We start from the raw sequence: 25961 nt of genomic DNA, 5'->3' as shown, positions 1-25961 counted from the left end.
TTAGCCATTCGACGCTGTCAAAAGTACGAAAAAACGATTTAGGGCCATCGACCGTTATAAAATGGCAACCTGATTAAATCAATCCCACGATGAAGAAAAAAGTTTTTATAGCCGCCCTGGTCGCGCTCATTAATAGCCAAAGCGGCTTTGCCCAGGATTCGACCACCACAAAGGCTAGTACCCCGCAATCATCTGGTGGTGGTCTGTTTGGTAAAGTGCTTAAGGCAGTGACGAGTGCGTCGGCTGGTACGGCGGGTGGTCTGAGCAGCAGCGATATCGCTACCGGGTTGAAACAAGCCCTGCAAATTGGCATCAGTAAAGGGTCCGACCAAGCGTCTGCGCTGGATGGATACTTCAAAAATCCGCTGCTTAAAATTGCCTTTCCGCCCGAAGCGCAGAAAGTAGCTTCGACGCTCCGGCAATTGGGCCTGAATAAACAAGTCGATCAGTTTGAACTGTCATTGAACCGGGCCGCCGAAGATGCTGCTAAAAAAGCAAAACCTGTATTCATCAAGGCCATTACGTCGATGACGATTCAGGATGCGGTCGGTATTCTACGGGGGCAAAATGATGCTGCTACTCAATATTTACGCCGGACGTCAGGCCAGCAACTGGTGACCGAATTTTCGCCTATTATTGATAGTACCCTGAAGAAAAACAACGCGACAAGGTATTATAGCGATCTGGTCAATACCTACAATAAAGTGCCTTTTGTGCAGAAGGTTAACCCCAATCTGACGGAGTACGCGACCAATAAGGCCGTCGATGGCTTGTTTATCCTAGTGGCCCAGGAAGAGCAGAAGATTCGGGAAAACCCGGCGGCACGGGTGACTGATATTCTGAAGAAAGTGTTCAGCAAACAATAAACCGAAGCACGGCTCACTGGCCGTGCTTCGGTTTACTACCCTTCCATAAAGGAGTCGTTATTGATATACTCGAGCTTATTATTCCAGACCAGTGCGATCTGCGTAGCCCGCTGGCGTACCTGATCTGCAGCGTCGCCCGTAAAATTTTCGGAAAGCGTCGCCGAAAATAATTGAAGCCATCGTTCAAAATGCTCGATGGTCAGCGTGTGTTTCTGATTGACGATCAGATGCGGACGAAACGGATGGCCGTCGTACGCGTTGTTGCCCAGGACTAATGACTCCCAGAAAGCATACATCTTGGGCAAATGGGTCGACCAGTCGACCTGCGCTACCTGGGTAAAAACAGGGCCAATAAGCGGGTCAACCTGTACTTTTTCGTAAAACGAATCCACCAGAAACCGAACAGCTTCCGGCGAATCCAGGGTTCTTTTTGCCATCTATATAGTATTTAATTGACTTTGGTGGAAGAACGCCAGCTTACCGGGAAAACGTTTCCGCATACGTGGGTGCATCGAAACCCAGCGCCACAATTTTTTCATCGGATTCGATGATCGGGCGACGAATAACGGAGGGTTTTTCCATCATCAGCGCAATGGCTTCTTCGGTATTAGTCGGCTTCTCGACATCGGGCAGCTTTCTCCAGGTCGTTCCCGATCGGTTTACCAGTTGTTCCCACGGCTTTTGCGTCAGCCAGCGGTCGAGCGTCTCCCGGTCGATACCCGATTTTTTGTAATCGTGAAATTGATACGTTACCGCGTGTTCAGCCAGCCAGACGCGGGCTTTCTTTACCGTATCGCAGTTGGAGATGGCATATAAGGTGTACATAAGGCCTGTTAATTTGGGACGAAAATACCCAAAATGTCGTTTTGCGTACTGACGAGGATAAATGTTTGTTCTGTCCTGCATCACGGGTTTCCGCTTGCGCTACTTATTTTTGTATCTATGAAAAAATCAGACATCCACTTTACGGTTGAATTAGACGACCAGAATATTCCTGAGAAAATTTATTGGGAGGCCACCGATAACCCGAACGAAGGACTTAGTGACACACGCGCCATTGCCATTTCGCTCTGGGATCAGTACCACAACAGTACGCTTAAGATTGATCTCTGGACCAAAGAGATGGAGGTAGTTGACATGAAGCGCTTTATGATCGAGATTATGAGCGGTATCGCCGATACGGCGCTGAATGCAACCGGTGATCAACAGATGGCCGACGACATCGAAAGAACCTGTCAGGTGCTGAGCAAGCGACTGGAGGAAGAAATAAAGCAGCAAAAACAGCAGCAGCAATAACAAATACTGGCCCGGTAATTTTGGTCGTTAATTTGCTACGACGTACTCGTAATGGCTTTCCTATTTTATGAAGAAGATACTCCTGCTACTCCTGGTAGCCCATGTTGCGCTCGCCCAGAAGGCTGGTATTCAATTTAAAACAACCCCCATTGCCAGTGTATTTCAGGAGGCCCGCCGTACCGGGAAACCCGTATTTGTTGAAATCTTCTCGCCCACCTGCCACACTTGCCAAAGCTTCATACCGACGCTGGCCGATGGTCGGGTTGGTAAGTTTTATAACGATAAGTTTCTGAGTACCAAACTGGACATTGCTCAGCCTGCTACACAGGCGTTTTTAAACAGCCGTCGATTGTTCGTGCCCTCGTTGCCCTTGTTTCTGTACTTCGACCCACAGCAGAACCTGGTTCACTTTGCCATGAGTAACAACACGACGGATGAAGTAATCCGGCATGGATCAAACGCGCTGGATACGCAGGCCCGCAGTCAGAACATGAAATCACGTTACCAGCAGGGCGAACGGTCAACCAGTTTTCTGATCGATTACGCGATGTACGCCCGGGTTACGAAAGATACGGTGGCCAATATGGCGGCTATGAACGAGTACGCCCGTCAGCAATCACCGGCTACGTATGCCAACCAGACCAACTGGCTGGCCCTGCAAAAGCTGGTTCTGGATTTTGAGAATCCAATGTTCCAGTACATGATTAGCCACATGGACGCGTATCGGAAAGCGTATGGAGCCGATCAGGCTTTTCAGGTGGCCGAAAATATACTGATGTCGTCTTTGTTTAGTGGGCGTGGTGCGCAGTTCCCCATCGCTAAAGTTATACAGGTAAAACAGGACCTGGTCAAGATAGGTGTTGATCCGAAAGCAGCAGCCAACCGGACGTTGTTACCGGAAGTAAGCGCCTATTTCCGCGCCCGTCAGACAGCCAAAGCAGCCGATCGGATGGATAACCAGGTCAATTCGAATCAGCTGACCATTCCCGAGTACATGTACATTTCCCGCCTGTTTAATCGGTCGAGCCCCGATGCTGTCGATGCGCCGACGGTGGTAAAATGGATAAACAAAGGGTTGGCCCTGAAACCAGGTCCCAAAGAGCAGGCTGATTTATATTTTGAACTGGCCGAAGCGTACCGCCGGGGTGGGAAAACAGCCGATGCGCAGAAAGCCGCCCAGAAGTCTATGGAGCTAGCCCAGGCCAGTCGCCTGGATACCCGCCGGAATGTTGAGCAGATGGGGAAATTGAAATAGGTTTACCGTTTTAGGTTTTCGGTTAGTTCATGTCGCTGGATGGTTGTGGAACTAACCGGAAATCTAAAACGATAAACCTACTTTTTTTGGTATACCGGCCGGGTGAAGGGTGGTTTGAGCAGGATATGAAACGAGTTTTCGTCCCCTAACGAAACGGCTCGGCGGAGGTCGTTTTCGGCCTGAGGTAATTGACGCATCTGAATGCGGGCCAGCGCTCTCCAGCGATAAGCATCGGGGGCTAAGTCGCGAAAGTGCCAGACTGCCTTATCGAATTCCCGAAATGCCTGTTGATAATCGTTCGTATAATAATAAGCAGTGCCCCGGTCTAAATAACAATCCGCCAGGGTATTATCCCGGTTAATAGCCTGCGTTAAATCGTATATGGCTGAGTAATAATTTTCCTGCACCAACTGGCATTTTCCGCGATAGGCGTAGGCCAGTGCTGACTTGGGGTGTTGCCGGATAACTTCATCGAAATACAGATGGGCTTCGTCGAACTGCCGATTTTGAACCAACTCGATGCCCTTCTGAAATCGTTTCCGGTCTTTGTCTGCCGACGTGTCATGATCCATCAGGAAATACCGGATAGTCAGATACAGCACAAACAGCAGACTTAACAGTACAACTTCCATAACCCAATCTGGTTTTTCTTCCAGCTTAGCTAAATTAATCGTTCAGGTGAACTTTAGCAAGTAACAAACTCAGGGCAATTCGGCCTGTACGGCCTTTGGTAAACTCTTCCTAACAAGCTCGTACGAATGGTCGATCCAGTCGTGGATATCGGCTGTTCGAACGTGCCCATTCAGCGTAATTGTGTTCCAGTGCGTCTTGTTCATGTGGTAACCGGGTGTTACGGCGTTATGTTCTTCCCGTAACTGAACGGCCCGTTCCGGATCACATTTCAAATTGATCGTTGTTGGCTGGCTTTCGGTAGCCAGCAACGCAAACATTTTGCCGCCTATCTTAAACACCAGCGCATCGCCACCAAAGGGAAACGACTCCGTGACACCCGGTTTACCAAGACAATAGTCGCGCAGGGTTTCGGTATTCATCGAACACAGTGACGAACGGTGTAGACAATGATAGCCATTAGAAACATCAGAATCGAAATTCGATTGATGCCATGCATCATGCGAAGATTCACGCTGGTTGGTTTACTGGGATCGGGTTTACGAAAGACCCGCAGAAAATAGGCAAAAACAGGCCCTATCTTTAAATAATCAACGAATTTGTTCACAGGAGGTTATAGCTAGAGCACCGCACAGGCGGTCCCGAATGAATACAAACAGACACTACGCCGAACGTGATTGTTCTATTGAATAACAAAGAAAGTAAGCGAAACATTACCCCTTCTCTCAACAAACATCGATTAAAAGGTACTTTCGAGGGTCGGCTCCAGCCAGCGATCATCCTCCCGAATAAGCTCGATCAGCTCATCGACAGCTCGGTCGGCGGGAACCGATTTCTTAATGACCTGCTGGCCCCGGTAGAGCGCAATCTTGTCGCGACCGATACCAACATAACCGTAATCAGCGTCGGCCATTTCGCCCGGTCCGTTGACGATACAGCCCATAATACCGATTTTTACTCCTTTCAGATGGTCAGTACGCTGACGAATAAGCGCCGTTGTTTCCTGAAGGTCGAATAGGGTCCGACCGCAGGATGGGCAAGATATGTATTCCGTTTTGGTAATGCGTGTACGGGCAGCCTGAAGAATGCCGAAGGACAGGCTATTCAGCCGTTTCAGCTCGTCGGCGGAGTTGTTGGCACTCGACAGCATAATGCCATCGCCTAACCCATCAATGAGTAACCCCCCTACATCAGTAGCCGCGTATAAAGGCAAGTCTTCTTCGGCAATGGACACGTAGCTTCGCTGAACAACAACTGGTGTCGTGATTTGGCGGTTCATTAGCTCGACAACCAGCCGGCGTAATTCCGGCATTGCGTGCGCGTTGGCGGTTGAGATCATCAGCACCACTGTCATATCCTCCTTCAATAAACGGAGCAATTCCTCCGATAAAGCGGGCAGCGACACCTGAACAAAATTCAGGCGCGCCTGCAAGGGTGTCTCCTGGGCACGAGCTGACAGATACTCTTCAGCGGTCAATATGGGAAAGGTGTTGATCTGGTCGGGAAGAGTTTGCCAAACGGCAAAATCCAGAATCTGTTTCAACCCATTAGGCAGCATGAACCGCGCCGGGTGAGATCCGGTATACACGTAGTCTGCCCCCAGGTCATTCATGCGCCATTTATCCGGCTCAGGCAGGTAAAAATGGCCAACCGGATGCAGGCTTTTGTGTTCGGTTACCGGGACACCACTAAAGTCAGCCATGACACGCGGCACGTTCTGCCCACCAAAATTGGCAACCTCATGCGTTAGCCGCCGGGCGTATTGGAAGGGATTGATCGGGTACGTTGTAACTGCTGGAATAGGCGCGCTGGTGGCCGCCCGGCTGGTGTACCGGTCAATTAGTGCTTTGGCTACGGGCGCTTCGCGCTCGGGCTCTTCCGTCAACGACACCCGAACCGTATCGCCAATACCATCTTCGAGCAGTGTACCAATCCCCAGCGCCGATTTTATCCGCCCATCTTCGGCTTCGCCCGCTTCGGTTACACCAAGGTGCAGCGGATAAGGCTTCAGCCCTTCTTCATCCAGGCGCTGAACGAGCAGCCGATACGCCTGCACCATCACCTGCGGGTTACTCGACTTCATCGACAGGGTGAGATTGTAATAATTTTCCGCTTCGCAGATGCGCAGAAATTCTAGTGCCGACTCAACCATGCCCACAGGAGTATCGCCATAACGACTCAATATCCGGTCGGAAAGGGAACCGTGATTGGTACCAATGCGCATGGCGGTACCGTATTCTTTACAGATACGAACCAGCGGCAAAAATTTATCCCGGATACGATCCAGTTCAGCGGCATAGGCAGCATCCGTGTAGTCGATGAATTCAAACCGTTTCCGGTCGGCATAATTGCCAGGGTTGATCCTGACTTTCTCCACAATACGGGCTGCCAGTTCAGCTGCGTTAGGCGTAAAGTGAATGTCAGCCACCAACGGAGTCGTGTATCCCTTTGCCCGTAATCCTTTTCGGATGTTTTCCAGATTCTGAGCTTCCTTAACGCTTGGGGCCGTTATACGAACGTATTCGCAGCCTGCTTCGATCATCCGGATCGTCTGCTCGATAGAACCCTGCGTATCCATCGTGTCTATCGTCGTCATGGACTGCACACGAATAGGGTAATCAGAACCCATCGGTACATCGCCGATCGTAACCGTACTGGTTTTCCGACGAACGTACCGGGTGAGCGAAGATGTGTAAAGAACCGGTGAATTGACCCCGACTGGCTGAAATTCCGGTGAAGTACCGACCAGATCGGATGAAGATGAAGAAAGCAGCGAATTGAGCATACAGGGGGCGGCAGTGCCGTTTGACCAGACAAAGGTACGGAAAAAGCACTTTCCGGTGCGTGGCCCATTTTTTTAGAAAAACGTAAGGGAATACGTAAATGTTCGCCTGGCGTCCGATAAGTTAGTTGACTTTTTAAGCCTGTATATGAGTTCATTGGCTGGTTTTCAGGAAACAAAACAGCCAGGAGGCCGTTAAATGGCAACGACATCTTTCGTGTCGAAAATCAGTATATACACAACCTGTTCATTTACCGGACTATTATGAAAACGAAATTACTAAGTGTTTTTGCACTCGCCCTGTCGCTAAGCGTTGGGGCCTACGCTCAGGACAGTACAGCGCTGAGTAAGAAAGAAATTCGCAAGCAGGAACGTGCCGAACGAAAAGCACGGGTGAAAGAGGATATGAGAAATGCGGGTCAGAATGTTGGCAACGCAGCTTCAGAAACGGGCCAGGCGATTAAAGAAAAAGCAAAAGTAGCCGACGAGGCTGTTAGTAAGGGTGCCAAGAAAGTTGGTGAGACAGTTAACAAAGGACTGGATAAGGCCGAAAATGCTATTGTAACGGAGGGCGACAAAATAAAAGCCAAACGGGATTCGTCACGGGCTGAGAAAGCCCGGCGGGATTCGTTGTAACATGTAGAGACGCAACCCTTTGCGTCTTTTGGGTGAACGGTACATAGGTACAACCATATTTCACCTAAAAGACGCAAATATGCGTCTCTACGTGAGTTTTGCACCGACGCTGGCATACTTGCCCCGCCAGTGTTTCCAACGCTTATGCGACCACAGCCAGTCGGATGGATTTCGGCGAATGGAGGTCTCAAGCACATCCCGATAGCCTTCCATGATGGCACCCAGCGGCAGGTTCTCGTAAGGAGGCTCCGCAACGAGCCGGAACGTTACCTCATAATAACTTCGGCGCACCCGTACAATATCGAAGAAGAAAACGGCTAGTTTCCGACTGCGGGCCAACCGTTCGGAACCCGGATAAAAAGGGGAGTCGCGGTGCAAAAAGTCGGTCCAGTACGCTTGCTCAGGTACGTCGGGTACCTGATCGGAGATGAGTCCGATAATCCGGGGAATATGCTTCCGGATGACCATTTGTCGGGGCAACAGATTCATCGGTGTGGGCACCGGACCCAAGTGTGACCGAATATGAACCAGCAGCTTTTCGAAAAATGGATTGCTCAGCGGTTTGTAAATACTGTCGACCGGCATCTTGTTGAGCACCAACGCGGCCGGAATCCACTCCCAGTTGGCCTGGTGAGAACTCATGCCGATGATGGTGTGGCCCGCTAAAATTCTCGACTGGATCAAGTCAATATTCGGGAAGTGGATATGCTTCTGAAAAAATTCGGGTTTAAGACTTGGCTGCTTGAGGGTTTCTACGATCAGGTCAGATAAGTTTCGATAAAATCCTCTGGCGATTCGTTTCAGCTCATCCGGTGATTTTTCGGGGAAGGAAAGGCGTAAATTTTCCAGTACAACGGCTCGACGATAGCGGATGACATGCAGCAGGAGGAAAGACAAAACATCGGAAATGCCATATAATATCGGAAATGGCAAACGCGATAGCAGTCGAAAAAAGATCATTTGACGAGTATAGGGCGAACGTGGAGCCAAAGGCCGGTTCGTCGGGAAATTAAAAAAATACTAAAAATCAGTTGATAGTATCGCTTTTTTGCGTTACTTGTGAACGGATACAACGTTGGTGTTATTGGAAAAAAATCAACCAGCGCTTCAAGCATCTGATTTACTCATTGACCTGCATTACTTACCCTGCATTGACTTCTTTTCAGGATTGATGCAGTTCGAGCGGGTTCAGCTTGAAGCCCAGGAGCATTACCAGAAGCAAAGTTACAGAAATCGCTGCTACGTTCAGACAGCAAATAAGGTTGATGTCCTTACGGTGCCCGTGCAACAGGGGACGAACCACCAGCCAATCCGTGATTTGCGGGTAGCGAATGACCAGTCCTGGCAATCGCATCACTGGCGGTGCATGCAGGCCGCTTACGGCAAGGCACCCTTTTTTGAATACTTTGTGCCTGACTTCGAGCCCATTTATCAAAAAAAATGGACTTTTTTGTTTGATCTGAATAGTGAATTGCTGACAATTTGTCTGAAATTAATGCGTCTGAAGGTAAATCTGAGCCTGACAGAATGGTACGAAAAAACTCCGCCGGTCGGCCTATTTGACGCCCGGTCGAAGCTAAATCCGCGAAACAAGCCGGAAACGTATGTATTCCACCAGCCCGTCGTCTACCCTCAGAATTTTGGCCAAGAATTTGTACCGAATCTTAGTATAATAGACCTGTTGTTCTGCCAGGGACCGGCCGCTTCGGACGTGTTACTGACTGGCCTTCGGGAGTGAACAAATCCTTAAAACTCTTCGTTAGGCCTGTAGTACGGTTACCTAAGGAGACCCTAAAACGAATGGAAGCAAAATTCTCAAACCGCGTTAAGGAAGTTATCACGCTGAGTCGGGAAGAAGCCTTACGCTTAGGCCACGATTATATCGGCACAGAACACCTGTTGCTGGGTATGATTCGTGAGGGTGAGGGTGTAGCGGTCGGGCTGCTGAAAAAACTTGGCATCTCGCTCGATGAACTCCGGGTTACGATCGAACAGGCAACGAAAGGAACAGCCACCAACAATGTGAAAAATCTGGCGAATATTCCACTGACCCGTCAGTCGGAAAAAACGCTAAAAATCACGTACCTGGAAGCGAAGATCTTTAAGAGCCCACTCATTGGAACGGAGCACCTGTTACTATCGATTCTGCGCGATGAAGACAATGTCGCCACGCAGATTCTAAACAAATTCAACGTTAATTACGAAGTCATTAAAGAGATGCTGGAATATCAATCAACGGGAAGCCGCCCCACAATGGCAAGCGATACCGACGATGACGATAACGACCGGGGGATGTTTGGTGGCAGCGGTAGTTCCAGCTCAGGGAAAGATCCCAAAGGCACCGAGAAATCGAGAACGCCCGTGCTGGATAACTTCGGTCGTGATCTGACCAAACTTGCCGAAGTAGGCAAACTCGATCCTATCGTTGGTCGTGAGAAAGAAATCGAGCGGGTAGCTCAGATTCTGAGCCGCCGGAAGAAAAATAACCCGATCCTGATTGGGGAGCCTGGGGTTGGTAAAACAGCCATCGCCGAAGGCCTTGCCCTGCGCATAGTGCAGAAGAAAGTGTCGCGGGTGTTGTTCGGCAAACGCGTTGTAACCCTTGATCTTGCTTCGCTCGTGGCTGGTACAAAATACCGGGGCCAGTTCGAAGAGCGGATGAAGGCGGTTATGAACGAACTGGAAAAATCGCCGGAGGTCATTCTGTTCATTGATGAATTACACACGATCGTTGGCGCGGGCGGTGCATCGGGTTCACTGGATGCGTCGAACATGTTCAAACCAGCGTTGGCTCGGGGCGACATTCAATGTATCGGTGCAACAACCCTTGATGAATACCGTCAGTACATCGAGAAGGATGGTGCGTTAGCCCGTCGTTTCCAGATGGTTATGGTCGATGCCACGTCGATTGACGAAACCATCGAAATTCTGAACAACATCAAGGACAAATACGAAGATCACCACCACGTTAATTACACCAAAGAGGCTATCGAGGCCGCGGTGAAGTTATCGGAACGGTATATCTCGGATCGCTTCCTGCCTGATAAAGCCATCGACGTGATGGACGAAGTGGGCGCTCGTGTACACATCTCGAACATCACGGTTCCTGAAGATATTCTGAAGCTCGAAGAGCAGATCGAAAACATCAAGAAGGAGAAAAACCAGGTTGTTAAGAGCCAGAAGTACGAAGAAGCCGCCCAGCTCCGCGACAAAGAAAAACGCCTGATCGATCAGCTCGACCGTGCCAAGCAGTTGTGGGAGGAAGATACCAAGAAGCGCCGGTACACCGTCAACGAAGAAAACGTTGCCGAAGTCGTAGCGATGATGACGGGTATCCCGGTCACGAGTGTGTCAAACGATGAAGGTAAGAAACTCGTCAGCATGGGCGAAGAACTGAAAGGCCGCGTTATCGGTCAGCAGTCAGCCATCGACAAGCTGGTGAAAGCCATTCAACGGACGCGTGTTGGTCTGAAGGATCCTAAGAAACCAATCGGTTCATTCATCTTCTTGGGCCCAACGGGTGTAGGTAAGACGGAATTAGCCAAAGTGCTGGCTACGTATCTCTTCGATAAAGACGATGCGCTGGTACGGATTGATATGTCGGAATACATGGAGAAATTCAGCGTGAGCCGACTCGTGGGAGCACCTCCAGGTTATGTTGGATACGAAGAAGGTGGTCAGCTGACGGAAAAAATTCGCCGTAAACCTTACAGTGTTGTCTTGCTGGACGAAATCGAGAAAGCACACCCGGATGTATTTAACATTCTGTTGCAAGTGCTTGACGATGGGATCCTGACAGACGGTCTGGGTCGTCGGGTAGATTTCCGGAATACGATCATTATTATGACCTCCAACATTGGGGTGCGTGATTTGAAAGATTTTGGTGCTGGTATTGGTTTCTCAACCAAGAAGAGCGCCGAAAGCCAGGATGAACTGATGAAGAGCACGATTCAAAGTGCGCTTCGGAAAGCGTTCTCGCCGGAATTCCTGAACCGTCTAGACGATGTGATTGTGTTCAACTCGCTGTTGCGTGAAGACATTCACAAAATCATTGACCTAATGCTGGGTAAACTGTTGGGACGTGTTACCAACCTTGGTTATACGGTTGAACTGACGGAAAAAGCGAAAGACTTCCTGGCTGAGAAAGGATACGATCCGCAGTATGGAGCCCGGCCGCTGAGTCGTGCCATCCAACGCTACCTCGAAGATCCCGTCGCAGAAGAAATTCTGAAAGGCGAGCTGAAAGAGGGCGATGTGATTCTGGCCGACTATAGTGGCGAAGGCGAAGTCCTGACCATTACGGTGAAAAAGCCCGAAGTAGCTGTAGAATAGCATACAACTAGTTGACAAACAAAATCGGCCTGACTTCAACAGTCAGGCCGATTTTGTTTGTAGCGTGGACAAAATATCCGTGCTACAGACTTTTCTGTTTCACCTGGTCAATGTAGTACTGTGACGTACGCATGGCGCTGGCCAGAATTGTCCAGGTTACGTTTTTATCGCCTTGTGTCACAAAAGGGGCGGCATCAACGACGAACAGATTTTTGACATCGTGCGCTTGCTGATACTTGTTCAGGGCTGACTTTTGCGGGTCGTTCCCCATACGAACAGTGCCTACTTCGTGAATAATTCGGCCGGGTGCGGCCAGACCATACCCATGTGCTGTGTTCGGACCAGGTTTCGCACCGAGAGCAATGCCGCCCATAGAATGAATAATTTCTTCGAAGGTATCCTGCATGTGCTTGGCCTGCTTCACTTCGTAGTCTGACCATTTGTAGTGAAAACGCAGGGTTGGAATCCCATATTTGTCGACTGCGTTGGGGTCAATCTCGCAATAGTTTGTTTCGAGAGGTACCGGTTCACCGCGGCCTGCCATACTGATGTAGGCACCGTAAAACCGTCGGTAGTCATCTTTCAAGCTGGCCCCGTACCCACCACCTGTTTTGGTTTTGCCATCACGACCCGGAATGGTGCCATTCAAGGCTTCGATACCACTACCAAAGCCATAAGCAGGCATACCCATCCCACCACCGTATTCGATGTGATAGCCACGGGGGAAGTCAAGTTTCTTATTATCGAGCCACCAGGGTGTGAATACGTGCATACCGCCAACCCCATCTTCGTTGTACCGTTTACGATCCATCAACGCCGGGATGAATCCGGAACGGCTGGCCCCGGTGGAATCATTCAGGTATTTACCCACCACGCCACTGCTATTGGCCAGTCCGTTTGGGAAACGGGAGGATTTGGAATTGAGTAAGATACGGGCCGATTCGCAGGTGCTTGCGCCCAGCATCACCGCTTTTGCCCGAACGGTCACTTCCTCCAGTGTGCGGTTGTTTACGTAACTAACGCCCGTCGCCAATCCGGTTTGTGGATCAGTCAGCACTTCGCGGACCATAGCTCCGTTCACCAGGGTCACGTTACCGGTTTTGACCGCCGGAATGCACAGGACGGAGGAGGCCGAAAAGTCGGCATACGCCTGGCAACCCCGGTTACACTGGTGGCAATAAAAACAGGAGCCCCGCTCGTTATTGATCGGCTTGGTCAGAATGCTTAGGCGTGAGGGAATAACGGGAATACCGATGCTCTGAGCCCCTTTCCGAATCATTAGCTCGTGCAGGCGTGGCTTGGGCGGTGGCAGAAAAATACCATCCGGCTCATTGGGAAAGTTCTCGACGGAACCAAAAACGCCAATCAGTCGATCCACTTTATCGTAATAAGGTTTAAGGTCGTCGTAGCTGATTGGCCAGTCGTCGCCAACGCCCGAAAGCGAACGGCGCCGAAAATCGTCGGGGCCAAAGCGCATGGAAATTCGCCCCCAGTGGTTGGTCCGCCCCCCCAGCATTCTGGACCGAAACCAGTTAAATTCGGTATCGGGTTTAGCGGAGTAAGGTTCTCCCTCAATATCCCAGCCACCCCAGGCCGCATCGAAATCTCCGCCAGACCGGGCCGCCGTGCTGGCTCCCCGTCGGGGAGATTCATAAGGCCATTTTAATTGCGTAATGTACTTAGGGTCAGCGGGATCGTAGTAGCCGCCTGCTTCGAGCAGGATCACTTTAGCCCCGGCCTTGGCGAGCATATAGGCCGCCATACCGCCCCCGGCGCCCGAGCCTACAATGGCCACATCGTACGTAAGCGGGGCCTTTTTAATTTGTGGAATATCCATCCGATGAGTAGAGGTTTAGGAAGTTACTGCATGCAGGTAAACCTATAAGTAAAGAAGCAAAAAGGTTTACTGTTGAACCCTGATAACCTGCCTCATCCGAGAACGCATCCTTAGCGGATTGCGCCGACAGCCTCGCTAATTTTATCGGTGTTGATGATATCAACGCCTAGTTTTCGCAGCTGTTTCCAACTGTTGGGCGTGTCGGGTGTCGCCCAGAAACGAAACGGTTTATTGTCGTTGTGGGCTCGTTTAACAACGCGCTTGAGTTTGTCCCGGTCTTCGTTGGATAGATCGCCCGTGCCATCCCAGCGCGAGTACGACTGGAAATTATCACTGATCAGCGCCACGCGTTGAAGCGTCTCCTGGTCGTATACTTCACTGGGTCGCCCATCGAACTGGAGTAATGGGTAGTCGAGGAAGGTATCAATTCGGGGGCGACTTCCACTAATAATTACCTGTACGGCTTTCGCATTGGCCATTCGGTTAAAGCAAATCAGATTCGCCTGCAACATCGTTAGAAGTTTTGGTATCACTTCAGCTGGATTTTCTTTTATGTCAATAACCAGCGAAAATGTGTAATCGCGGTCTGAACTGGGTCGATCTTTGTACTGCTGAAACAAACGAACGATGGGCTGCAGATACAGAGAATCGAGCGTTGGTAACGGGCCGGTCGGCTTTTCGTGGGAGACTACCAGGTTACCATTCTGTAGCCACACATCGGCTTCAATGAAGTCGGCTCGCTGATCGTAGGCATCAACGAACGGGCGTGTTTTTGCGTAATCGTTATGAGCAAAAATTTTCTGTGCTACCGTAACGGATACCGACGATAGCAGAAGGAATAACAGAAGCAGATAAGGGCGCATGGTGGAACACTTGATTTTTGACAAAGTAACGCAGCTTATCCACGAAACCAAAACCTATGCGTACCTTGTCCTTTCAGGCCAAACTACTAATTTCGTCTTCTATTAATTATTACCCTTTATAATGGATTTACTGAAAGGAAAAGTTGCTCTGATCACAGGTGCGTCGCGCGGAATTGGTCGGGCTATTGCTCAAAAATTTGCTCAGGAAGGTGCCAGCGTTGCCTTCACCTACTTGTCGAGTGTCGAAAAAGGACAGGCCCTGGAAGAAGAACTTCGGGCGTTTGGCGGGCAGGTAAAAGGGTACCGCTCCGATGCATCGGATCACAAAGCGGCCGATGAACTGATTACCCAAGTTCTGGCCGACTTCGGTAAACTCGATGTGCTCATCAACAATGCCGGTATTACCAAAGATGGCCTTTTAATGCGCATGACCGAAGAACAATGGGACACCGTAATTAACGTTAATCTAAAGTCGGTCTTTAACCTTACTAAAGCGGCCATCAAGTCCATGATGAAAGCAAAGTCGGGCTCCATCATTAACCTGACATCGGTTGTAGGCATTCGGGGTAACGCAGGCCAGGCCAATTATGCCGCATCGAAAGCCGGTATTATTGGGTTTACAAAGTCCGTTGCCCTCGAATTAGGGTCCCGGAATATCCGTTCCAATGCCATTGCGCCCGGCTTCATCGAGACGGAAATGACCGGTGAGATTAATGAGAAAGCACTGGACGAATGGAAACAGCAGATCCCAATGAAACGTGGCGGCCAACCCGAAGAAATCGCTGACTGCGCTGTCTTCCTGGCTTCCGACCTCTCCCGCTACATCACCGGTCAGGTGCTGCAAGTGGACGGAGGAATGCTAACCTAGGCGTCAGGAGTGAGGAGAAAGACGTGCCCTACTGTGCTTTCTCCTTACTCCTCGATTCTTACTCTTCCAACGTAATGAATTTCATTTTCCAATCGTCTCCCTGGTGGATTCTGGTGTGCCTGCTCGTGGGGGCAGTCTATGCGTTTGCGATGTATCAGCCGCTGCCCCGTTTGGCAGGTAGTGGAACGGCCAGTGGCGGATTCGATAAACGAACGACTTACGGGCTGGCAGCCCTGCGTTTTGTCGTTGTCAGTTTTCTGGCCTTCCTCTTGCTGAATCCGCTGATCCGTAGTCTGCGTACGCTCACCGAGAAACCCAAAGTCGTGCTGGCTATCGACAACTCCGAGTCGGTAGCGGCTTCGGGTCGACCGGCGCTTACCAGGGCATTGGCCAGTTTGCAGACGCTGCAACAGCAATTGACCGAGAAGGGGTTGGATGTGTCCATTCGGACGTTTGGCGATTCTGTTTTGACGAATGAGGACGGCAAGTCCGATCTTACGCAGATTCCATTCACCCAGCGCACAACCGATTTGTCAGGCCTGCTGTCGGGCATCCGATCGGATTACGAGGGGCGTAATCTGACCGATGTGGTGCTGGTGTCGGATGGTATTTTTAATCAGGGACTTTCCCCGACGTTCGGGCAGTATCCGTTTGCGTTGCAGACCATTGGCCTTGGCGACACCATTCCCAAGAAGGATATTCAACTGAAAGGCATTATTGCCAACCGGATTGCGTACCTGGGTAATCAGTTTCCGGTTAAGGCCGAAGTGGTCAGTAACGGTTATCAGGGACGCAGTGCTACCGTGGTACTACGGCAGAACGGCAAAGAATTAGGTCGTCAGGCAATTAATTTCTCGGGAAAAACGGGGGAACAAGGCAGTTCGTTCAACCAACTGACGTTCCAGACGACAGCTGCCCAGAAAGGGGTTCAGCATTACGTAGTGGAAGTACTACCGCAACCCGGTGAGTTCAGTACGCGTAACAACCGGCAGGATGTGTACCTGGATGTTATTGATGGAAAAGAGAAAGTGCTCCTGCTGGCCCTGACTCCGCACCCGGATGTAAAAGCATTGCGGAATATTCTGGAGAAAAATCAGAACTACGAACTCGATGTGCGTATCCTGACCGGAACGCCAGCCGAAGCCACCGCATCGGCGGACAAGACCTATGATCTGATCATTCTGCACCAGATTCCCGACAATGGGGGAGTCGGTAATGCACTGCTTCAGAAGTACCTCGCCAAAAATACCCCCGTGCTGTTCGTACTTGGCAACCAATCGTCGCTGGGCCCGTTCAATACATCGAATCCGGTGATGCAGGTGAACGCACAACCGAACCAGAGCGATAAAGTGACGGGCGTATTTAATCCGGCTTTTAAACAACTTAATCTTGATCCGGAACGGCTTTCGATTTTAGCTAAATTGCCGCCTATGTCGGTTCCCTACGGCGAATTCAGGTTGCAGGCGGGTAGCGAAGTCGTACTGTGGCAGCAGGTTGGCAGCGTCCGGACAGCCAAACCGCTACTGGCGCTGAACGTAACCAGTCCGCGCAAAACGGCCGTACTGGCGGGCGAGGGTCTGTGGGCCTGGCGGCTGGAAGAATACGCGCTGACCGATAAGCAGGAGGTCGTCGATGAGTTGATGCAGAAAGTAATTCAACTCATTTCCGTGAAAGAAGATCGCCGTAAGCTGCGCGTCTACCCAATTCGGAATGAGTTCGTATCGGGCGAAAAAGTTATTTTCGAGACGGAGCTGTACAACGACATTTATGAGCGTCTGTACGACAAATCCGTCCGGCTGGAGATCAGCGACGAGAAAGGGCTGACCCGTTCGTATAACTACACGCCGACCGAGGCAAACAGCCGCTTTGAAATCAGCCGTCTGCCAGAAGGCGCGTATCGGTTCAAAGCCAGTGTAACGACTAATAATAAAGCAGAGCAGTCAGCCGGGCAGTTTGTCGTGCGGGATCTGCAACTCGAAGCGCTCAACACAACCGCCGACCACGGGCTGCTTCGCCAGCTTGCCAAACAGACCGGTGGTCAATTCTATGCGGTCAATCAAACGGATGAACTCGTTCGGATACTGACCAATCGTCCGCACCCCGCGCGCCTGACCAGTACTGAGGAAATGAACGAGCTTATCAACTGGCGCTGGCTATTCTTCGTTATCCTAACCCTGATTTCGATCGAGTGGGGCCTACGGAAGTTCTACGGCGGGTATTGATGAGCGAGAAGAGTAAATTTGCCCCAAAGAGTTGTTTCCTGACTGACACTTTATTCGTACACAGCCGTCCAAAATCAATTACTACAATGGGAACGCCAACCAAACCCATGACGGCCCGCGAGAAGATTCGCAAACTTGTGGACGTAAAGGAACAAGTGCAGCGAGAAGCGCGGGAGCGTTACCAGACAGACCCTGAATACCGGGCTGTTTTTGAAAACCTGCGAAAGGAAAATGCCGGACAACGAGTTAAGAAATAGCTACAAATTTGAGTTCGTTGGTGGAGAGTATCATATCTATGCTTTCACAACTGTCGATGAGATTGGCTACGAGATTAAATTCGTACCCTCCAGCTACATATTTGAAGGGTCTGTCGACCGTCGATGCTTATGAAATGGTGATTGCTGTGGCCGACAACCCCCTCGGGAAACGTATTCCTGCAGATCCGCTGACAGAACCAACTATCCGGTCCATCTTTTTTGATTTCTTTCGGTCATAAAGACCAGGTAATTGTTTTCATCTGTGATAGCTCAGATGGTCGCCAGAAGGCACGCGCCCGGAAATTTACAAGCTGGTTTTACGGAAATGTTCTACCGTACATACTCAAGTTCGATACAAAATCTGCTGACGGCGAGGAGGAGTTAATTTAACTGTCAATTATTCTGGATGCCAGAAATTCGCACGTTGGGGAGCTCGTCAGTCTTATTCAGAATTTATACCTGGATATGAACAAGGAGAAGTAACTATACCGTCTGTTACTCATACCCTCTCTTTCACGCCCCCGCTTCGCCCAATTCTGCCCGCATGGCATACTGCACAAACCGGATGTCACTGAAGGATACGTCATTCCCCAAGCCCTGCCGGATGGTGCTGAGGGGTTCGGATGGGTACTGTTCGAGGTAAGATCGAATGCTGGCTACTTTTTTAGGCGGAAGAAGCGCGTTAATGGCCAACTCACCCGTCTTAACGTACGGCAGTAAATGGCTTTCGATGGTCGAGACGGCCAACCCGCGTTCGGTGGCAATCTCATCGACTCCTTTGCCGGATCGGAAGAGCGCATAGGTGATGGCGGGCGACATCTCCTTGGGTTCTTTGGGTGGTTTTGGCGTTTTTACTTTCGGCGCAGCCGGGCTGGAAGCCCGACCCGTGGGCGTTTCGCGAATAATCCGCAGAATATCTTCGCCAATCTGCTTCACTTTAGTTTTGCCAAAGCCTTTAATGGCGAGCAGTTCGGCCTGGTTCGTTGGACGGAGACGAGCCAGTTCGACGATGGTTTTTTGGGGCAACACCATAAAGCCGGAGGTATTGTGTTCGCCTGCCATATCGTTTCGCCATTTCATCAGGGCACCGTATAAACCACCCCGTGGCGGCCCATCTGCACTCGCTGCTTCGGTAACCTGTGGCTCGTGCTTTTTGCGTTCCGGCTGAAAATCCAGTTCGGCCCGGTTACGTGCCTGCAGGTAATTCAAGGCATTGAAGCCTTCTTTACAACTCTCAAAACTCCGCAGCTTGCTGAACAGCTCCTTCTCTAGCTCATCCAGCACTTCCAGCAGCAGATCGCGCACTTTCTTATTGTCGCAGTCGGTTGGGAAACGGTGCAGGAGTGGGAGTAACTCAGAACCCAGCAACGTCTGGAAATAGGTACCTGCCTTGCTGACCCGCTCCTGAAGAGCCGGGTTATGCTCGGGTAGGTTTTCGCTGGCGAAGTAACTGGGTAGCTGCTGCTGAAAACGCCCCGATACATCGCTAACCCGCTCCCGAACCAAATCCGTCAATTGCGTCAGAATGGGGACGCCTTCTGCGTCTAAACTGCTGGCGTGTTCATTCACCACCCGCCGACACCGATACAGGAGGGAGGTCGTGCGTTCAAACGAGAACAGTTCGCGGAGCAGGTGCTGCTGATTGGTAAGTTTTGCCTGATGAAGATGCTGTTCGTTGGGTGTTTGCTGCTGAACATGCTCGTGAAAGTCTTCCAGTTCCAGTTCGGTTTTGATACTATGCGCCGGAATCGGGGAGCGGAGTACCAGCCCATCCAGGGTTTTGCAGCGGCTAAGGGCCACGTATACCTGCCCATGCGCAAAGGCCGACGATACATCGAGAATCGCTTTTTCGAAGGTAAGTCCCTGGCTTTTGTGAACCGTAATCGCCCAGGCCAGCTTAAGCGGAAACTGCCTGAATGTGCCGATCGGCTCACTTTTGATTTCCTTCGTAACCGGATCCAGGGTATACTTAATATTCGTCCAGTCGGCGGGGTATACGACAATATCTTCCCCGCCCTGATGGCTCTTTACGTAAATGGCCGAATCGTCCATGTCGGTAATCCGGCCGATTTTGCCGTTGTAATAGAGTTTGTCCCGGCTAATGTCATTTTTGATGAACATCACCTGAGCGCCCACTTTCAGTTCGAGGCTGGCGTCGGTCGGGTACGTATGGGCCGGGAAATCACCGTCTACGGTAGCGGTGAAATGGCGGGATTTGGCTTTCAGCGCCAGCAATTTCTGACTATTGATTTGCTGGGCTGCCGAGTTGTGCGTTGATAAGGTAATGTAACCCTCATCGTCTTTTGGGGAAAAGTCAGGAATGTACCGCTGGTTCAGGTTGTCCAGTTGCGCCCTGGTCACGGTTTTCTCGCGGATGCTGTTAAGAAGGCTAATGAAGCGCTCGTCGGACTGCCGATAAATGTGCGTTAGCTCAATGGGTACGTAGGATGTTTGCCGCAGCGCTTTGCTGCCGAAAAAATAGCCCGTATCGTAATAGGGCCGCAAGAGTGCCCAGTCCTCGTCTTTGATGACCGGCGGCAACTGTTGCATATCGCCGATCAGCAATAGCTGAACCCCTCCGAAGGGAGCCGAACTGGTACGATACTGCCGGAGTACTTCATCGATACCGTCCAGTACATCGCTCCTGACCATACTGATCTCGTCGATTACCAGCAGATCCAGCGTGCGCAACAGGTTGATTTTCTCCTTGTTGAATTTCTTGCCTTCGCGTTGCGTTGCACCCGGCACCAGAGGGCCAAACGGTAGCTGAAAGAGCGAATGAATGGTAACGCCCCCCGCGTTTATGGCGGCTACACCAGTGGGTGCGACAACCGCAAGGCGTTTTGCACTCAGTTGTTTAATCTGCTGAAGGAAGGTTGTTTTGCCCGTTCCGGCTTTCCCGGTCAGAAATATATTTTGATTGGTATGCAGAACAAAATTGTTGGCAAGATCAAGCTTTTCGTTTACGGTAACGGTCATAGAACGCGCAGAAGATAGTAGACAAATATACTCCATTTCTAGACGTGTTCCTGCCGTCAATGTCATTCAGCCGGGGGAAATTATTCCCTGGTTGTGGCGATAACAATGGCCCCGGCAGCCATCAAAAGAGCGCCCATAACGACTTGCCAGCTTACTTTTTCCTTGAGGAAAACGGCCGCCAGAATAACCGAAAAGAGCAGCGATACGTTGGTAATCGGCGATACCTGAGAGGCATTCCCCAGTTTCAACGCCCGAAACGACAGGAGTGATGAGAGGCAGGTAACGACACCTGCGATGATCAGGTAGATCCAGACCCGGCGCTCGATCCGGGAGACATCCGGCAAGTTCCCCTGCGCGATAACCACACTCCAGGACACGATCAGGATCAGGACTGACTGAATAGCGAAGGCCAGACTCGAATCGACGTGTTTAACACCGGCTTTTGACAGCGTAACAACAACGGCCGCCGACAGAGCAGCCAGTAAAGCAAAGAGAATCCACATGGGAGTTGGGGTTGCGGTTTATGGATCGTGGTTCGAGGAAAACCAAGACCCAACTAAGAGGATGACGCGTGTACAGTGTGTAAAGCGCCAAGTGAAACAAAATGATTTAATAATCCGGTAGAAAAGTTTTTTGATTATGTCTGGCTTATTTTTGGGTTATACATCAGAGCGAGTTTTCCCGGCTAACCGTTGCGCATATGGATTCCAGAAGAGACTTTATAAAAAAAGCTGCGTTGTTGTCAACAAGCCTCTCGGGTATCGTGCCCGAGTCGATTCAAAAGGCTTTTGCTATTGATCCTCAGCCGGGAACGAGCTACCTGGATGCCGAGCACGTCGTGATTCTGATGCAGGAAAATCGTTCCTTCGATCATACCTACGGCATGTTGCAGGGCGTGCGCGGATTCAACGACCCCCGAGCCATCGACTTGCCCGGTAACCATAAAGTCTGGTTGCAGACCAATGCGGCCGGCGAAACATACGCGCCTTTTCGGCTGAACATGCACGATACGAAAGCGACCTGGATGAGTTCGCTGCCCCACTCCTGGGAGAACCAGGTCGATGCTTTCCATGGGGGCAAGCATGACAAATGGCTGGATGCCAAAAAGTCGGGTAACAAGGAGTACGCTAATATGCCCCTTACGCTGGGCTACTACAACCGCGACGATTTGCCCTTCTATTATGCACTGGCTGACGCATTTACGGTTTGCGACCAAAACTTCTGCTCCTCATTGACGGGCACTACCCCCAATCGCCTGTTTTTCTGGACAGGTACGCTGCGGGACCCCCGCGACCCGAAAGCGATCGCCAATGTCCGCAACGAAAATGTGGATTATGGCTCGGAGGTTGGCTGGACGACGTTTCCTGAGCGGCTGGAAGAAAACGGGGTTTCCTGGAAAATCTACCAGAATGAAATTAGTTTGCCAACGGGGCTGGCAGGGGAGGCCGACGGCTGGCTGAGTAACTTCACCGATAACCCCATCGAATGGTTTTCGCAGTACCAGGTTCGCTATCACCCGGCTTATTACCGGCACATTCAGCAGGAAGAAAAAGCAATTCCCGGCCGGATACAGGCCCTGGAAGCCAAACTGAAAGGCCTTGGTGAGAGCGATAAAGAACAGGCGGCTGTGAAACGGGAACTGGCGCATCAGCAGCAGTGGCTGAAAATGGTACAGTCCGATCTGGTCGCTTACACGCCGGAGAAGTTCAACCAGCTACCGGACCGGGCAAAGAATCTCCATCAGAAAGCGTTCACGACCAATGTACGCGACGTTCACTACCACGAACTAGAGACGCTGACGTACGACGACGGCCCGACCCGGCGGCAGGTTCAGGTGCCGAAAGGGGATGTGCTGCACCAGTTTCGGGACGATGTGAAGAACAACGCACTGCCGACGGTATCCTGGGTTGTGGCGCCCGAGAACTTCTCCGACCACCCTTCTGCGCCCTGGTATGGGGCCTGGTACATTTCGGAGATGCTGGACATGCTGACCCAAAACCCGGACGTCTGGAAAAAAACGATTTTCATTCTGGCCTATGACGAAAACGACGGCTATTTTGACCATGTGCCCCCGTTTGTTCCTGCGCACCCGGACCAGCCCGAAACAGGTTTGACGAGTAAAGGCATTGATACCCGGCTTGAATTTGTGACGCAGGAGCAGGAAAGCCAGCGCAAACATCCGGGCCGAACCGGTCCAATCGGACTCGGATTTCGCGTGCCCCTGGTCGTTGTATCGCCCTGGAGCCGGGGTGGCTACATAAATTCGGAGCTATTCGACCATACCTCGACGCTCCAGTTTCTGGAGAAGTTTTTAAGCCATAAAAAAGGCAGGGACATTCAGGAATCGAACATTGGCTCCTGGCGACGCACAATATGCGGTGACCTCTCGTCGGTGTTCCGGCCCTACAATGGCGAAACCATCAAATTGCCCAAGTCGCTGGAGAAAAAAACGTTTATCGAAGGCATACACAAAGCCCAGTTCAGGGACGTTCCTGCCAACTACAGGCGTCTTTCGGAACAGGATATGCAGCAATGTGCCAGCAACCCGGCGGCATCCCCTTATCTGCCGCATCAGGAAGAAGGCATCCGTCCGTCGTGCGCGTTACCGTATGAACTGTACGTAGATGGCCAGGTAACGGAGAACCAATTTATAATGACCCTAGCGGCCAGAACCGATGCGTTCGGCAAACAGGCGCTTGGCGCTCCTTTTCAGGTTCAGCACCGACAGAATGACGACGTAACCATTCGATCGTATACCGTTTCGGCCGGCGACGAATTGCGGGATTCCTGGCCAATCGATCAGCCGGTTCACCTGCGCGTACAGGGGCCGAACGGCTTTTATCGTGCATTTACGACTGGTCCCGATTATCCGGCCATTCAGGTATTGTGCGAATACGAGCAGGATTCCCGGAAAAAATTAACGGGCAATGTACGGGTAAAGCTGAAGAATGTAGATTCGGCTCGGGCGTACACCATTCAATTGACAGACAACGCCTATCAATCGAAAAAGCAGCTGGTATCGCTGGAAAAAGCGGGGACAACCGGAGCGCAGCGAGCCGTAGTACTCGATCTGAAAAACAGCCACAACTGGTACGATTTCAGTGTAAAGATAGCGGGTTTTGAGTTGTTCGAGCAGCGATACGCCGGTCGGGTGGAAACCGGTAAAGCGGGTTTCAGCGATCCCTTCATGGGTAGAATCAGTAAAGTATAAGTCAAGACGAAACTAGGTATATCAGATGGCCAGCTTGATAGGAACCTATCATCGGCGGATTCCATTTTAGAGTCAATACCGGGAAACAATGAACCGTAAAGACTTTTTAACCACCATGATAGGAACGCCATTGGTAGCCAGCTTTAACCAGTTTACAAGTTCACTCCCTGAACAGGGACCGGAAATGCCCGTTTTGTTCGTGGGTCATGGGTCGCCCATGAATGGCATTGAAACCAATGAATTTAGTCAATACTGGAAAAAACTGGCGGATGAAATTCCTGTACCAAAGGCCGTTCTGGTTATTTCGGCCCACTGGCTAAGCCGGGGTACCCACATTACGGCGATGGAATCACCAAAAACGATCCACGACTTCGGTGGATTTCCGCAGGCTCTATTCGACGTGCAGTACCCCGCGAAGGGCAGCCCTGAATTAGCCAGAGAAACCGCCGGGCTGGTTCATTCTACGGTTGTTGGAATGGACCACGACTGGGGTCTCGATCACGGAACCTGGAGCGTTGTCCGCCAGATGTATCCGGAGGCCAATATACCCGTCCTGCAATTGAGCATCGATTACACCAAGGGTGGGCAGTACCATTATGATCTGGCTAAGGAGTTAGCGTCGCTGCGTCGGAAGGGGGTTTTGATTCTGGGGAGTGGCAATATGGTGCACAACCTGCGCATGATTGCTCTGCCGCCCTCCCGTGACTTCAATGCCGCCTTTGGCCATGACTGGGCCATTCACATGAATGATACGTTCAAGAGACTAATCCTGAATGGCGACCATGCGCCCCTGATTGCCTATGATCGGTTAGGCCCCGAAGCCCGTTTGGCTATTCCAACGCCGGAGCATTATCTGCCACTACTGTATACCCTGGGGCTTCAGGGAAAGCGTGACGCGGTTTCGTTCTTCAACGACAAAGCTGTCGCCGGGTCACTAACCATGACTTCGGTGAAAATTGCCAACGCCTGAACTCATTGATAGTCAAGTATTTTTAACTGGTTAATGCCACTGATAACAAACGCGTCAACGGAATCCGTTGACGCGTTTGTTGTGTAGAGCTTAGCATCATCAGATTATTAACGCAATCGTGTTTCTGTCGTTCCGACGCCGGAGGCATCTTCGTGTAAAACTAATGCCTGACTACTATTCCAAAATGCCTCCGGCGTTGGAACGACAGAAACGCGTTGACCATGATTCAATTTTCACAGCTTAGACAGCTTTGATGTAATCAGTCAACCAAGATACCCATCTCAACAAATCCTTGGTTAAAATACCATTAAAAAATACAGCTTAGAACGGCTGAAAAACCAGTTTGGATTCGTCAATTGGGCGACAATACGTATTGTATTATTTTAATAAATAGAAAATATTGTATTAAAAAAAGGGAAGTGACCCAAAGCGATTTGAAGGAGGTAACAGCTATACTATTTTCATCGTTTAAACGAAATTTGTTTAAACGAATATCGGTTATACCTTTGACGCACCTAACAGACATGGAAAAGCTAGTTGTTAACGAATACCATCGACTGATCAAAAATCTGCATCAAACGGATAGCTACATCTTCAATTATTTTGGACAAAAGCTAGCTCCGTTCGATCTGTCGGTTCAACAGTACATCACCTTACGCCGTCTTTCAGAAGTGTATCCTGATAGTTTGACTGCGGGTGAGTTGAAGGAGAAGATGACGGACATAAACTCCGATATGACCCGGCTGACGGACCGATTGGTCGCGAAAAATCTGATTGTTCGTGAGGTCGATCCGCAGAATCGTCGGCGAGTGAATTTGCGACTGACCGAAGAGTCCTACCAGTTTGTGGAAGCGGTAGCCGTCGAGTTTAAAAATTTTGAGTCGATCGTGAGCCATCTGACCGACGAGGAAGTACGCACAATGAACACACTACTTGAGAAAATTAGAAACCGGTAAA

The 25961-nt window shown here is 50.6% G+C and carries 24 protein-coding genes; 13 read left to right on the top strand and 11 right to left on the bottom strand.

The annotated features are described in order from the left end of the window. Nucleotides 1-89: 89 nt before the first annotated feature. Nucleotides 90-866 carry a DUF4197 domain-containing protein gene (locus ACYU87_RS04445; RefSeq protein ID WP_461132814.1) on the top strand — a complete coding sequence of 259 codons (777 nt, stop codon included), beginning with the start codon at nucleotides 90-92 and terminating at the stop codon, nucleotides 864-866. A 35-nt stretch (nucleotides 867-901) separates the two neighbouring features. Here ACYU87_RS04445 and ACYU87_RS04440 read toward each other — a convergent pair whose 3' ends face one another. Together ACYU87_RS04440 and ACYU87_RS04435 are read right to left on the bottom strand one after the other, a co-directional pair. Beyond that, nucleotides 902-1303 carry a group III truncated hemoglobin gene (locus ACYU87_RS04440; protein WP_461132813.1) on the bottom strand — a complete coding sequence of 134 codons (402 nt, stop codon included), beginning with the start codon at nucleotides 1301-1303 and terminating at the stop codon, nucleotides 902-904. 40 nt (nucleotides 1304-1343) lie between these two features. Further along, nucleotides 1344-1691 (bottom strand): ArsC family reductase, encoded by a 348-nt coding sequence (locus tag ACYU87_RS04435; RefSeq protein ID WP_461132812.1) that lies wholly within the window; start codon nucleotides 1689-1691, stop codon nucleotides 1344-1346. A 117-nt stretch (nucleotides 1692-1808) separates the two neighbouring features. Here ACYU87_RS04435 and gldC point away from each other — a divergent pair, with 117 nt between their 5' ends. Together gldC and ACYU87_RS04425 are read left to right on the top strand one after the other, a co-directional pair. Next, nucleotides 1809-2162, top strand: a complete 354-nt coding sequence (gldC, locus tag ACYU87_RS04430) for a gliding motility protein GldC (protein WP_461132811.1) — start codon at nucleotides 1809-1811, stop codon at nucleotides 2160-2162. 67 nt (nucleotides 2163-2229) lie between these two features. After that, on the top strand, nucleotides 2230-3417 hold the full coding sequence (locus tag ACYU87_RS04425; protein ID WP_461132810.1) for a thioredoxin family protein: 1188 nt from the start codon (nucleotides 2230-2232) through the stop codon (nucleotides 3415-3417). Between the two features lie 77 nt (nucleotides 3418-3494). On the opposite strand, the gene ACYU87_RS04420 is transcribed toward ACYU87_RS04425, so the two are convergent. The 4 genes from ACYU87_RS04420 to ispG all read right to left on the bottom strand — a co-directional run bounded on the left by ACYU87_RS04420 (nucleotide 3495) and on the right by ispG (nucleotide 6832). Further along, a complete protein-coding gene (locus ACYU87_RS04420) occupies nucleotides 3495-4049 on the bottom strand; it encodes a tetratricopeptide repeat protein (protein ID WP_461132809.1) in 555 nt (184 codons plus the stop codon). Nucleotides 4050-4118: 69 nt separating this feature from the next. After that, nucleotides 4119-4469: an MmcQ/YjbR family DNA-binding protein gene (locus tag ACYU87_RS04415; protein WP_461132808.1), complete on the bottom strand. Its 351-nt coding sequence runs from the start codon at nucleotides 4467-4469 to the stop codon at nucleotides 4119-4121. Next, entirely contained in the window at nucleotides 4466-4654 is a 189-nt protein-coding gene (locus ACYU87_RS04410) for a DUF6728 family protein (RefSeq protein ID WP_461132807.1), read from the bottom strand. Before ACYU87_RS04410 ends, ACYU87_RS04415 begins: the two co-directional genes overlap by 4 nt. 132 nt (nucleotides 4655-4786) lie before the next feature. Next, nucleotides 4787-6832 (bottom strand): (E)-4-hydroxy-3-methylbut-2-enyl-diphosphate synthase, encoded by a 2046-nt coding sequence (gene ispG / locus ACYU87_RS04405; protein ID WP_461132806.1) that lies wholly within the window; start codon nucleotides 6830-6832, stop codon nucleotides 4787-4789. Between the two features lie 261 nt (nucleotides 6833-7093). On the opposite strand from ispG, the gene ACYU87_RS04400 reads away from it, so the two are divergent. Next, nucleotides 7094-7465 (top strand): hypothetical protein, encoded by a 372-nt coding sequence (locus tag ACYU87_RS04400; protein WP_461132805.1) that lies wholly within the window; start codon nucleotides 7094-7096, stop codon nucleotides 7463-7465. Nucleotides 7466-7552: 87 nt separating this feature from the next. Here the strand turns inward: ACYU87_RS04400 and ACYU87_RS04395 are convergent, their stop codons facing one another. Beyond that, nucleotides 7553-8425 carry a lysophospholipid acyltransferase family protein gene (locus ACYU87_RS04395; protein WP_461132804.1) on the bottom strand — a complete coding sequence of 291 codons (873 nt, stop codon included), beginning with the start codon at nucleotides 8423-8425 and terminating at the stop codon, nucleotides 7553-7555. A 118-nt stretch (nucleotides 8426-8543) separates the two neighbouring features. Here ACYU87_RS04395 and ACYU87_RS04390 point away from each other — a divergent pair, with 118 nt between their 5' ends. After that, a complete protein-coding gene (locus ACYU87_RS04390) occupies nucleotides 8544-9203 on the top strand; it encodes a WbqC family protein (RefSeq protein ID WP_461132803.1) in 660 nt (219 codons plus the stop codon). A 62-nt stretch (nucleotides 9204-9265) separates the two neighbouring features. After that, entirely contained in the window at nucleotides 9266-11797 is a 2532-nt protein-coding gene (locus tag ACYU87_RS04385) for an ATP-dependent Clp protease ATP-binding subunit (RefSeq protein WP_461132802.1), read from the top strand. Between the two features lie 82 nt (nucleotides 11798-11879). Here ACYU87_RS04385 and ACYU87_RS04380 read toward each other — a convergent pair whose 3' ends face one another. Next, entirely contained in the window at nucleotides 11880-13634 is a 1755-nt protein-coding gene (locus tag ACYU87_RS04380; protein ID WP_461132801.1) for a GMC oxidoreductase, read from the bottom strand. Nucleotides 13635-13744: 110 nt separating this feature from the next. Beyond that, nucleotides 13745-14497, bottom strand: a complete 753-nt coding sequence (locus ACYU87_RS04375) for a phosphatidylinositol-specific phospholipase C/glycerophosphodiester phosphodiesterase family protein (protein ID WP_461132800.1) — start codon at nucleotides 14495-14497, stop codon at nucleotides 13745-13747. 121 nt (nucleotides 14498-14618) lie between these two features. Between ACYU87_RS04375 and fabG the strand changes: the two genes are divergently transcribed. The 4 genes from fabG to ACYU87_RS04355 all read left to right on the top strand — a co-directional run bounded on the left by fabG (nucleotide 14619) and on the right by ACYU87_RS04355 (nucleotide 18234). Then, nucleotides 14619-15365: a 3-oxoacyl-[acyl-carrier-protein] reductase gene (gene fabG / locus ACYU87_RS04370; RefSeq protein WP_461132799.1), complete on the top strand. Its 747-nt coding sequence runs from the start codon at nucleotides 14619-14621 to the stop codon at nucleotides 15363-15365. Between the two features lie 74 nt (nucleotides 15366-15439). Then, on the top strand, nucleotides 15440-17587 hold the full coding sequence (locus ACYU87_RS04365) for a VWA domain-containing protein (protein ID WP_461132798.1): 2148 nt from the start codon (nucleotides 15440-15442) through the stop codon (nucleotides 17585-17587). Nucleotides 17588-17673: 86 nt separating this feature from the next. Next, on the top strand, nucleotides 17674-17844 hold the full coding sequence (locus ACYU87_RS04360) for a hypothetical protein (protein ID WP_461132797.1): 171 nt from the start codon (nucleotides 17674-17676) through the stop codon (nucleotides 17842-17844). A 219-nt stretch (nucleotides 17845-18063) separates the two neighbouring features. After that, complete coding sequence (locus tag ACYU87_RS04355; protein ID WP_461132796.1) at nucleotides 18064-18234, top strand: DUF6169 family protein; 171 nt, start codon at nucleotides 18064-18066, stop codon at nucleotides 18232-18234. A gap of 123 nt (nucleotides 18235-18357) precedes the next feature. Here the strand turns inward: ACYU87_RS04355 and ACYU87_RS04350 are convergent, their stop codons facing one another. Beyond that, nucleotides 18358-20823: a helix-turn-helix domain-containing protein gene (locus ACYU87_RS04350; protein WP_461132795.1), complete on the bottom strand. Its 2466-nt coding sequence runs from the start codon at nucleotides 20821-20823 to the stop codon at nucleotides 18358-18360. An 80-nt stretch (nucleotides 20824-20903) separates the two neighbouring features. Continuing rightward, nucleotides 20904-21326: an EamA family transporter gene (locus ACYU87_RS04345; protein WP_461132794.1), complete on the bottom strand. Its 423-nt coding sequence runs from the start codon at nucleotides 21324-21326 to the stop codon at nucleotides 20904-20906. Between the two features lie 197 nt (nucleotides 21327-21523). Between ACYU87_RS04345 and ACYU87_RS04340 the strand changes: the two genes are divergently transcribed. The 3 genes from ACYU87_RS04340 to ACYU87_RS04330 all read left to right on the top strand — a co-directional run bounded on the left by ACYU87_RS04340 (nucleotide 21524) and on the right by ACYU87_RS04330 (nucleotide 25960). Further along, nucleotides 21524-24034, top strand: coding sequence for a phosphocholine-specific phospholipase C (locus ACYU87_RS04340; protein ID WP_461132793.1), 2511 nt, complete (start codon nucleotides 21524-21526; stop codon nucleotides 24032-24034). Between the two features lie 88 nt (nucleotides 24035-24122). After that, nucleotides 24123-25004, top strand: coding sequence for a 4,5-DOPA-extradiol-dioxygenase (gene ygiD, locus ACYU87_RS04335; protein ID WP_461132792.1), 882 nt, complete (start codon nucleotides 24123-24125; stop codon nucleotides 25002-25004). A gap of 524 nt (nucleotides 25005-25528) precedes the next feature. After that, nucleotides 25529-25960: a MarR family winged helix-turn-helix transcriptional regulator gene (locus ACYU87_RS04330; RefSeq protein WP_461132791.1), complete on the top strand. Its 432-nt coding sequence runs from the start codon at nucleotides 25529-25531 to the stop codon at nucleotides 25958-25960. Nucleotide 25961: the final 1 nt, after the last annotated feature.

This window comes from Spirosoma lituiforme, assembly GCF_054776635.1.
The sequence above is the reverse complement of the archived record's forward strand: the minus strand, read 5'-3'. Positions and strand labels throughout refer to the sequence as shown.

Coding starts and splice junctions, on each gene's coding strand:
- ACYU87_RS04445 (WP_461132814.1), top strand. CDS start 90: ATGAAGAAAAAAGTTTTTATAGCCGCCCTGGTCGCGCTCATTAATAGC.
- ACYU87_RS04440 (WP_461132813.1), bottom strand. CDS start 1,303: ATGGCAAAAAGAACCCTGGATTCGCCGGAAGCTGTTCGGTTTCTGGTG.
- ACYU87_RS04435 (WP_461132812.1), bottom strand. CDS start 1,691: ATGTACACCTTATATGCCATCTCCAACTGCGATACGGTAAAGAAAGCC.
- gldC (WP_461132811.1), top strand. CDS start 1,809: ATGAAAAAATCAGACATCCACTTTACGGTTGAATTAGACGACCAGAAT.
- ACYU87_RS04425 (WP_461132810.1), top strand. CDS start 2,230: ATGAAGAAGATACTCCTGCTACTCCTGGTAGCCCATGTTGCGCTCGCC.
- ACYU87_RS04420 (WP_461132809.1), bottom strand. CDS start 4,049: ATGGAAGTTGTACTGTTAAGTCTGCTGTTTGTGCTGTATCTGACTATC.
- ACYU87_RS04415 (WP_461132808.1), bottom strand. CDS start 4,469: ATGAATACCGAAACCCTGCGCGACTATTGTCTTGGTAAACCGGGTGTC.
- ispG (WP_461132806.1), bottom strand. CDS start 6,832: ATGCTCAATTCGCTGCTTTCTTCATCTTCATCCGATCTGGTCGGTACT.
- ACYU87_RS04400 (WP_461132805.1), top strand. CDS start 7,094: ATGAAAACGAAATTACTAAGTGTTTTTGCACTCGCCCTGTCGCTAAGC.
- ACYU87_RS04395 (WP_461132804.1), bottom strand. CDS start 8,425: ATGATCTTTTTTCGACTGCTATCGCGTTTGCCATTTCCGATATTATAT.
- ACYU87_RS04385 (WP_461132802.1), top strand. CDS start 9,266: ATGGAAGCAAAATTCTCAAACCGCGTTAAGGAAGTTATCACGCTGAGT.
- ACYU87_RS04380 (WP_461132801.1), bottom strand. CDS start 13,634: ATGGATATTCCACAAATTAAAAAGGCCCCGCTTACGTACGATGTGGCC.
- ACYU87_RS04375 (WP_461132800.1), bottom strand. CDS start 14,497: ATGCGCCCTTATCTGCTTCTGTTATTCCTTCTGCTATCGTCGGTATCC.
- fabG (WP_461132799.1), top strand. CDS start 14,619: ATGGATTTACTGAAAGGAAAAGTTGCTCTGATCACAGGTGCGTCGCGC.
- ACYU87_RS04365 (WP_461132798.1), top strand. CDS start 15,440: ATGAATTTCATTTTCCAATCGTCTCCCTGGTGGATTCTGGTGTGCCTG.
- ACYU87_RS04360 (WP_461132797.1), top strand. CDS start 17,674: ATGGGAACGCCAACCAAACCCATGACGGCCCGCGAGAAGATTCGCAAA.
- ACYU87_RS04350 (WP_461132795.1), bottom strand. CDS start 20,823: ATGACCGTTACCGTAAACGAAAAGCTTGATCTTGCCAACAATTTTGTT.
- ACYU87_RS04345 (WP_461132794.1), bottom strand. CDS start 21,326: ATGTGGATTCTCTTTGCTTTACTGGCTGCTCTGTCGGCGGCCGTTGTT.
- ACYU87_RS04340 (WP_461132793.1), top strand. CDS start 21,524: ATGGATTCCAGAAGAGACTTTATAAAAAAAGCTGCGTTGTTGTCAACA.
- ygiD (WP_461132792.1), top strand. CDS start 24,123: ATGAACCGTAAAGACTTTTTAACCACCATGATAGGAACGCCATTGGTA.
- ACYU87_RS04330 (WP_461132791.1), top strand. CDS start 25,529: ATGGAAAAGCTAGTTGTTAACGAATACCATCGACTGATCAAAAATCTG.